The sequence below is a fragment of the Thermoanaerobaculia bacterium genome (assembly GCA_035717485.1).
Lineage (GTDB): Bacteria > Acidobacteriota > Thermoanaerobaculia > UBA5066 > DATFVB01 > DATFVB01.
Genome location: DASTIQ010000186.1, coordinates 1 through 5,911 on the forward strand (window position 1 = coordinate 1; position 5,911 = coordinate 5,911).

A 5,911-nucleotide genomic window follows, 5' to 3' on the forward strand; every position below is an offset into this window, starting at 1 on the left:
CGAGCCCGTACTTGGCGAAGACCTCCGCTTCGGTGACGGCATCCTTCCACTCCGCCTCCTCGGCGCGCATCCGGCGGACGGCCGTGTTCTCGAGAGCGGGCGCGGGCGCCGCCGGGTGCGCCGAAGGGGCGACGCGCGGAACGGAGGGGCCCGCCGGGACCGGAACCGCCACTGGAGGGGACGCCGCCGGCGGAGCCTCCGCCTCCGGAGTTTCCTGGAGAAGCGACTCGGCGAACTCCACGACGAGCTCCTGGACCTCCTCCTCGGCAGCGGCGGGAGCCGGCGCGGCGACGCCGGCGCGGGTTCGCGCCTCGGCGTTCTCGGGGTCGATTTCGAGGACTTCTCGATACCGGCGGGAGGCGCCTTCGCGGTCGCCGGCGTCCCACGCGGTTCGCGCGAGCGCGTTCAGCGTCTCGAGCGTCTTCGCACGGTCGCCGCCGATCCGGTAGAGCTCGAGGAGCTTCTCCTGGAGCGCGGGAAACGGCGGATTCGCGAGGGGCACCAGCATCCCGATCGCCTTCTTCACCGAGCCGGCACGGACGGCCTGATCGACGAGCGGCAGCAGCGCCTCGAAGGAGCCCTGGAAGTCGTGGTCGCTCGCGCGGAGACGCGCGACGAACTGGCGCGCCGCCGCGTGGCCGTGGTCGAACGCGATCGCGGCTTCCGCCGCCTTCCGCGCGTCCTCGGTGTTCTTCGTCGCGAGGAGCGCCTCGGCGAGAAGCATCATCGTGTCGGCGTCGCGCGGCTGCGACTGGAGGAGGAGCACCGCCGCCTCGGCGTTCCCGCCGTCGAGCATCGACCGCACCAGGTCGTGCAGCACCTTGCGGTCGCCGGGGCGGATCTTCAGCGCCTTCTGGTAGACCGCCACCGCCTCGTCGATCGCGCCGCGCTTGACCAGCATCGAGCCGATCACGCCGTACTGCATGAGCGCCTGGTCCGACTCTCCGGCCGAGATCAGGAGATCGGCGAGGCGCACCGGAATCTTGATGTCGTTCGGATCGGCGGCCGCCATCTTCCGGTACACCGCGATCGCCTCGGGGAGCTGATTCAATTTCAGGTGGTGGTCCGCGAGGATCTGGTACTGCGACCGCGCCTCGGGAACGAGACCCTGCTTGTGGTAGAGGTCGGCGAGGTAGTCGTAGATCTCCAGCTTCGAGGGGTCGATCTTGTTGATCTTCTTGTAGATCGCGATCGCCTTGAGGAAGAAGCCGTCGCGGGCGTAGTGCTCGGCGATCCGGGTGAAATGCGGCAGCGAATCCATCGGCCGGTTCAGCAGCACGTAGATGTCGCCCACCTTGTTCAGCACGAGGATGTCGTTCGGGTTCTCCTCGAGGAGGCGCACGTACTCCTTGAGCGCCGCGTCGTACTTTCCCTTGGCGAGGAGCTTCTCGGCGGTCGCGAGGACGGCGTCGCGGCGCAGCGCCATCAGACGGCCTCTCCGTCCGGAATCACGCCGTGGAAGGAAAGGCGATGCTCGGGGCAGGGACCGAGCCGCGCGAGGATCTCGCGGTGCTCGGCGACCGCGTACCCCTTGTGGCGCTCGAACGCGTACGCGGGGTAGCGCCGCGCGAGATCGTCCATCAGGGCGTCCCGATGGACCTTGGCGACGATCGACGCGGCCGCGATCGAGATCGAGCGCGCGTCGCCGTGGACGATCGGAATCTGGCGTCCCGCCCAGCCGGGAACGAGGAATGCATCCGTCAACACGATCTCCGGCGCCGGGTCGAGCTCGCACAGCGCGCCCTTCATCGCCGCGAGCGAAGCTTTCCGGATGTCGGTGTCGTCGATCTCGCGCACCGAGACGACGGCGACGGCGCTCGCGACCGCCCGGCGCCGCACGACGGCGGCGAGCGCCTCGCGTTCGTCCGCCTCCAGCTTCTTCGAGTCGTCGATTCCGGGCCACCAGAACCCGGGAGGGAGGATGACCGCCGCCGCGACGACCGGTCCGGCGAGGCATCCGCGCCCGACCTCATCGGTTCCCGCGATCAGGCGATATCCGCGCCGGAAGAGCTGGTTTTCCGGTGCGGCGAGGGAGGAGAGCCGTCCCAGCTCCCACAGCAGCGCCGCGGTCCACTTGTCGCGCGCGGCGCCGCGAACGTCAGTCCGCGCGCTTTTCCTCAATGCGAGCAGCCTTGCCCTTCAGCTCCCTCAAGTAGTACAGCTTCGCTCGGCGGACGTCGCCGCGGCGATCCACTTCCACGCGATCGATCATGGGGGAGTGAAGGGGGAAGACGCGCTCGACGCCGACTCCGCCCGAAATCTTGCGAACCGTGAACGTCTCCCGCGACCCGCCGCCCCGGCGCGCGATCACGACTCCCGCAAAAACCTGGATTCGCTCCTTCTCCCCCTCCTTGACCTTCACGTGCACCCGGACGGTGTCGCCCGGCGAGAAGGCGGGGCGGTCGGAACGAAGGGAAAACTTCTCTGCTTCGCGCAGAACGTCGGTCATGATGCGCTCCTTAACGTAAATCACTGACGGCACGAAAGAATCTCTCCCGCGGCGCCGTCGCGCGCGGATTATAGCGCACGGCGCCGGAAAACCGAAAGGATCAGTCCCGGCGTCCGAGGAGGTCGGGGCGGCGCTCCCGCGTCCGGCGCTCCGACTGCTCGCGCCTCCATGCCTCGATCCTCTCGTGGTGGCCCGAAAGGAGCACTTCCGGGACGCGGAGCCCCCGCCAGACCGCCGGCCGCGTGTAGTGCGGATGATCGAGGACCCCGCGGAAGAACGAGTCGTTCTCGACGGAGGCCGCCTCCTTGACGAATCCGGGGGCCAGGCGCGCGGCCGCCTCGATGACCGCGAGAGCGGCCACCTCCCCGCCCGAGAGGACGAAGTCCCCGAGCGAGATCTCGCCGTCGTAGAGGCCCGCTTCGGCCACGCGGTGGTCGATCCCCTCGTAGCGGCCGCACACGAGCGCGACCCGCGGGAGCGCGGCGAGCGCCGCCGCGGCCGCATGATCGAACCGGCGCCCGTCGGGCGTCAGGAGGTACGTCGCGGCGCGCGGCAGTCCGGGCAGGTCGCGGACCGCCTCGATCGCCGCCGCGACGACGGGAGCCATCATCACCATCCCGGGACCGCCGCCGTACGCCTCGTCGTCGACCTTCCGGTGCGGATCGGAGGCCCATGCCCGGATGTCGTGAACGACGACTTCGAGGATTCCCTTCTCGCGCGCCTTCCCGAGCAGGCTCTCCGAGAGCGGGGAAGCGAAATATCCGGGAAAGATCGTCAGGACGTCGAAGCGCATTCGCTTCAGAGCTCGAAGAGCCCCTCGGGAGGATCGAGCACGATCTCGCGGCGCCCGCGCGAGACCTCGCGGACGATCGGATGGGTGAACGGAACGAGATGGCGCCGGCCGTCGCGCTCGATCCGAAGGAGACAGGTCGGGCCGTGGCGCTCGAAGGCCTCGGCGCGCCCGAGCCGCCTCCCGTCCGGCGACACGCACGCGAATCCGGCGACCTCTTCGTCGAAGAGGAAATCCTCGTCCGGGCGCTCGAGAAGCGAACGGTCGACCGAGAGGTCGCGCCCCGCGAGCGCCTCCACGTCCTCGATGCGCTCCCTCCCCGCGAACTTCACGAGCAGGTGCGTTCCGTGGGGACGAACGGAAGAAACCTCGAGCCGGACGACGCCGCCGGCCGCGTCGACCGCGTCGAGCCAAGCGCCGGCGCGGATCTGGTCGGAGAAGTCGCCGACCGGGAGCACCGCGATCTCGCCCCGCAGCCCGTGCGGGCGCTTGAGCTCCCCGACGCGCCGGCGGGAATCAGCCGCGGATGCGGACGAGGACACGCTGGTTGCGCTTGCGCCCCGCGGCCGCCGCGAACGCGCGGAGGGCGCGGGCCGTGCGTCCCTCGCGGCCGATCACGCGGCCGAGGTCCTCCGGAGAGAGCGCGAGGTCGACCGTGAGGGTACCGCCCTCCTCGCTCTCCGACGCGGCGACTTCCTCCGGGCGCGTCACGAGCGCGCGCGCCACGGTCTCGACGAGCTCCTTCACGAAGCCGCTTCCGCGCTCCGCTCGAGGAGCGAACGGATCGTGCCGGAAGGCTGCGCGCCCTTCGCGATCCACGCGCGGGCGCGCTCGCGGTCGAACGAGATCTTCGGCGGGTTCGCGACCGCGTCGTAGAAACCGAGTTCCTCGACGATCTCGGAGCCCGGGGTGCGCCGGCTCCCCGAGACGACGATGCGGTAGTAGGGGCGATTGCGCGTGCCGGTGCGCCGCAGGCGGATCTTCAGCATGGGGTCTCCTTCTCTTCGTTTCGCGTCCGCCCGCTCAGTGGCCGGGCAGCGACAGGTTCTTCAGGTCCCGCGGGCGGGCTCCCCGCCCCAGGTTCTTGATCGACTTCATCATCTTCTTCATCTGCGCGTGCTGCTTCAGCAGCCGGTTCACGTCCTCGACCTTCGTGCCCGCGCCCTTCGCGATCCGCTTTCGCCGGCTCCCGTTGACGATCTGCGGATACCGCCGCTCGTCCGGCGTCATCGAGTCGATGATCGCGCCGATCCGGGTGAGAGCTTTCGGGTCCATCTCGGCGGCGCTCGGCATCTGGCGGAAGGGACCGACCTTGGGGAGGAAGTCGAGGACCTGCGAGAGCGGCCCCATCTTCTTCATCGACTGGAGCTGGTCGCGGAGATCCTCCAGCGTGAACTCCCCGGCACCCGCCTTCTTCGCGATCCGGGCGGCGTCCTCGGCGTCGATCGACTGCTCGACCTTCTCGATCAGCGACAACATGTCGCCCATGCCGAGGATCCGCGAAGCCATCCGGTCGGGATGGAAGGGCTCGAGGTCCTCGATCTTTTCGCCGCTGCCGACGAACTTGATCGGGCGCCCGATCGTCGAGACGATCGACAGCGCCGCGCCGCCGCGCGTGTCGCCGTCGGTTTTCGTGAAGATCACTCCGGTCACGTCGAGGCGCGCATGGAACGCGGACGCCGAGCGCACCGCGTCCTGGCCGGTCATCGCGTCGGCGACGAAGAGCGTCTCCTGCGGCGCGACCGCCGCCTTGAGGCGCGCGACCTGGTCCATCAGCTCGTCGTCGATGTGGAGCCTTCCGGCCGTGTCGTAGATCACCGCGTCCCTTCCCGTCAGACGCGCTTCCTCGGCCGCGGCCCGCGCCACGTCGACCGGATCGCGCCGTCCGGCGGGATCGAACACGGGCACCCCGATCTTCCGGCCGAGGGTGACGAGCTGGGCGACGGCCGCCGGCCGGGCGAGATCGCACGGAACGAGGAGGGGATGCCGTCCTCGCGTCTCCTTCAGGAGGCGCGCGAGCTTCGCCGCCGTCGTCGTCTTGCCCGAGCCCTGGAGGCCCACGAGCACGATCACGAGAGGCCGGGAGCGCATGTCGAGATCGGCCCGCTCGCCCCCCAGGAGGGCGACGAGCTGGTCCCGGACGATGCGGAGGACTTCCTGGGCCGGCGACAGCGCGGTCGCGACTTTCTCCCCCACCGCCTGTTCCTTCACCTTGGTGAGGAAGGACTTCGCGACGGGGAGCGAGACGTCGGCTTCGAGCAGCGAGAGGCGGATCTCGCGGAGCGCCGTCTCGAGATGGAACTCGGTCAGGGTGCCCTCGCCCCTCAGCTCCTTGAACACCCGCTGCAGCCGGTCACCGAGTCCTTCGAACACCTACCCCCCTCGGGCGCGAATGCGCCCGAAAACGCCAAAACTGCGAGAATAGACCGGATGCGCCGTTTTGGCAAATTTGCGGGAATTTCGCTTTCGAAGTGGTTGACAGCACGGGATGATCGTGTATGATCCCTCGGTCCCCGGTTGAGTGAGGGTCACGGCGAATTTCGAAACTTTCGAATTCGACTTTTAGAGAAGGAGATCGACCGATGAAGAAGTCCCTCGCCCTGTTCCTGATGGCCGCCACCGCCACGGCGCTGCTGTTCCTGGGCGGCTGCAAGAAGGCGGAAGAGTCCTCG

At 69.1% G+C, this 5,911-nt stretch carries 8 protein-coding genes; all 8 read right to left on the reverse strand.

Going from position 1 to position 5,911, the window contains the following annotated elements; genetic code table 11:
* Positions 1 to 1,426, reverse strand: a 1,426-nt coding sequence (locus VFS34_09890; GenBank protein HET9794762.1) for a tetratricopeptide repeat protein, incomplete at its 3' end; no start/stop codon positions are given.
* A complete protein-coding gene (locus VFS34_09895) occupies positions 1,426 to 2,121 on the reverse strand; it encodes a ribonuclease HII (protein HET9794763.1) in 696 nt (231 codons plus the stop codon). The genes VFS34_09890 and VFS34_09895, both read right to left, overlap by 1 nt.
* A complete protein-coding gene (gene rplS, locus VFS34_09900) occupies positions 2,099 to 2,449 on the reverse strand; it encodes a 50S ribosomal protein L19 (protein HET9794764.1) in 351 nt (116 codons plus the stop codon). The genes VFS34_09895 and rplS overlap by 23 nt, the downstream gene beginning before the upstream one ends.
* Before the next feature lie 100 nt (positions 2,450 to 2,549).
* The gene (gene trmD / locus VFS34_09905; GenBank protein HET9794765.1) at positions 2,550 to 3,242 is read right to left on the reverse strand and encodes a tRNA (guanosine(37)-N1)-methyltransferase TrmD; all 693 of its coding nucleotides are present in this window, start codon (positions 3,240 to 3,242) and stop codon (positions 2,550 to 2,552) included.
* Positions 3,243 to 3,247: 5 nt separating this feature from the next.
* Positions 3,248 to 3,781: a ribosome maturation factor RimM gene (gene rimM / locus VFS34_09910; protein HET9794766.1), complete on the reverse strand. Its 534-nt coding sequence runs from the start codon at positions 3,779 to 3,781 to the stop codon at positions 3,248 to 3,250.
* On the reverse strand, positions 3,756 to 3,986 hold the full coding sequence (locus VFS34_09915; protein ID HET9794767.1) for a KH domain-containing protein: 231 nt from the start codon (positions 3,984 to 3,986) through the stop codon (positions 3,756 to 3,758). Before VFS34_09915 ends, rimM begins: the two co-directional genes overlap by 26 nt.
* Entirely contained in the window at positions 3,983 to 4,228 is a 246-nt protein-coding gene (rpsP, locus tag VFS34_09920; protein HET9794768.1) for a 30S ribosomal protein S16, read from the reverse strand. The genes VFS34_09915 and rpsP overlap by 4 nt, the downstream gene beginning before the upstream one ends.
* A 34-nt stretch (positions 4,229 to 4,262) precedes the next feature.
* Entirely contained in the window at positions 4,263 to 5,612 is a 1,350-nt protein-coding gene (ffh, locus tag VFS34_09925) for a signal recognition particle protein (GenBank protein HET9794769.1), read from the reverse strand.
* Positions 5,613 to 5,911 lie beyond the last annotated feature (299 nt).

Bases quoted from the DNA above. Each gene is read 5' to 3' on its own strand.
- rplS (HET9794764.1), bottom strand. From the start codon at position 2,449: ATGACCGACGTTCTGCGCGAAGCAGAGAAGTTTTCCCTTCGTTCCGAC.
- rpsP (HET9794768.1), bottom strand. From the start codon at position 4,228: ATGCTGAAGATCCGCCTGCGGCGCACCGGCACGCGCAATCGCCCCTAC.
- trmD (HET9794765.1), bottom strand. From the start codon at position 3,242: ATGCGCTTCGACGTCCTGACGATCTTTCCCGGATATTTCGCTTCCCCG.